The sequence below is a fragment of the Halomonas flagellata genome, from assembly GCF_022487945.1.
GTDB classification, from domain to species: Bacteria; Pseudomonadota; Gammaproteobacteria; order Pseudomonadales; family Halomonadaceae; genus Halomonas; species Halomonas flagellata.
This window is the reverse complement of sequence record NZ_JAKVPY010000054.1, coordinates 1-1,751: the sequence shown is the minus strand read 5'-3', so window position 1 is coordinate 1,751 and position 1,751 is coordinate 1. Positions and strand designations below refer to the sequence as shown.

The window sequence follows — 1,751 nt, the reverse complement described above, 5'->3', positions numbered from 1 at the left end:
TCATTGTGAGCACTTGCCGACAGCCGGTGACGTCGTCGGTAAGGAGGTGATCCAGCCGCAGGTTCCCCTACGGCTACCTTGTTACGACTTCACCCCAGTCATGAACCACACCGTGGTGATCGCTCCCCCGAAGGTTAAGCTAACCACTTCTGGTGCAGTCCACTCCCATGGTGTGACGGGCGGTGTGTACAAGGCCCGGGAACGTATTCACCGTGACATTCTGATTCACGATTACTAGCGATTCCGACTTCACGGAGTCGAGTTGCAGACTCCGATCCGGACTGAGACCGGCTTTTCGGGATTGGCTCCACCTCGCGGCTTCGCAACCCTTTGTACCGACCATTGTAGCACGTGTGTAGCCCTACCCGTAAGGGCCATGATGACTTGACGTCGTCCCCACCTTCCTCCGGTTTGTCACCGGCAGTCTCCCTAGAGTTCCCGACCGAATCGCTGGCAAATAGGGACAAGGGTTGCGCTCGTTACGGGACTTAACCCAACATTTCACAACACGAGCTGACGACAGCCATGCAGCACCTGTCACTCGGCTCCCGAAGGCACACCAACATCTCTGTCGGCTTCCGAGGATGTCAAGGGTAGGTAAGGTTCTTCGCGTTGCATCGAATTAAACCACATGCTCCACCGCTTGTGCGGGCCCCCGTCAATTCATTTGAGTTTTAACCTTGCGGCCGTACTCCCCAGGCGGTCGACTTATCGCGTTAACTGCGCCACAAAGTCCTCTAGGGACCCAACGGCTAGTCGACATCGTTTACGGCGTGGACTACCAGGGTATCTAATCCTGTTTGCTACCCACGCTTTCGCACCTCAGTGTCAGTGTCAGTCCAGAAGGCCGCCTTCGCCACTGGTATTCCTCCCGATCTCTACGCATTTCACCGCTACACCGGGAATTCTACCTTCCTCTCCTGCACTCTAGCCTGACAGTTCCGGATGCCGTTCCCAGGTTGAGCCCGGGGCTTTCACAACCGGCTTATCAAGCCACCTACGCGCGCTTTACGCCCAGTAATTCCGATTAACGCTCGCACCCTCCGTATTACCGCGGCTGCTGGCACGGAGTTAGCCGGTGCTTCTTCTGTGAGTGATGTCCTTCCTCAGGGGTATTAGCCCCAAGGCCTTCTTCCTCACTGAAAGTGCTTTACAACCCGAAGGCCTTCTTCACACACGCGGCATGGCTGGATCAGGGTTGCCCCCATTGTCCAATATTCCCCACTGCTGCCTCCCGTAGGAGTTCGGGCCGTGTCTCAGTCCCGATGTGGCTGATCATCCTCTCAGACCAGCTACGGATCGTTGCCTTGGTGAGCCATTACCTCACCAACCAGCTAATCCGGCATAGGCTCATCCGATAGCGCAAGGCCCGAAGGTCCCCTGCTTTCTCCCGTAGGACGTATGCGGTATTAGCCTGGGTTTCCCCAGGTTATCCCCCACTACCGGGCAGATTCCTATGCGTTACTCACCCGTCCGCCGCTCGTCAGCAGGGAGCAAGCTCCCCCTGTTACCGCTCGACTTGCATGTGTTAGGCCTGCCGCCAGCGTTCAATCTGAGCCATGATCAAACTCTTCAGTTTAAAGTCTGATAGTTCCTAAGGTGGAACCAAACCTGGCTCAAGGGTCAAACGTTCTCAAAAAGACCCGAAGGTCTTTGACGAGTCGCTTGCCTTGATGGTTCTGTGACTGGTCACCGACCCATCGACAAGCGCCCACATGAATTACCTGATCGATTGTTAAAGAGCGGCTCCG

General features: G+C 56.1%; 1 rRNA gene. It reads right to left on the bottom strand.

Going from position 1 to position 1,751, the window contains the following annotated elements:
* Positions 1-39: 39 nt before the first annotated feature.
* Positions 40-1,579 (bottom strand): 16S ribosomal RNA (locus MKP05_RS20945).
* Positions 1,580-1,751: the final 172 nt, after the last annotated feature.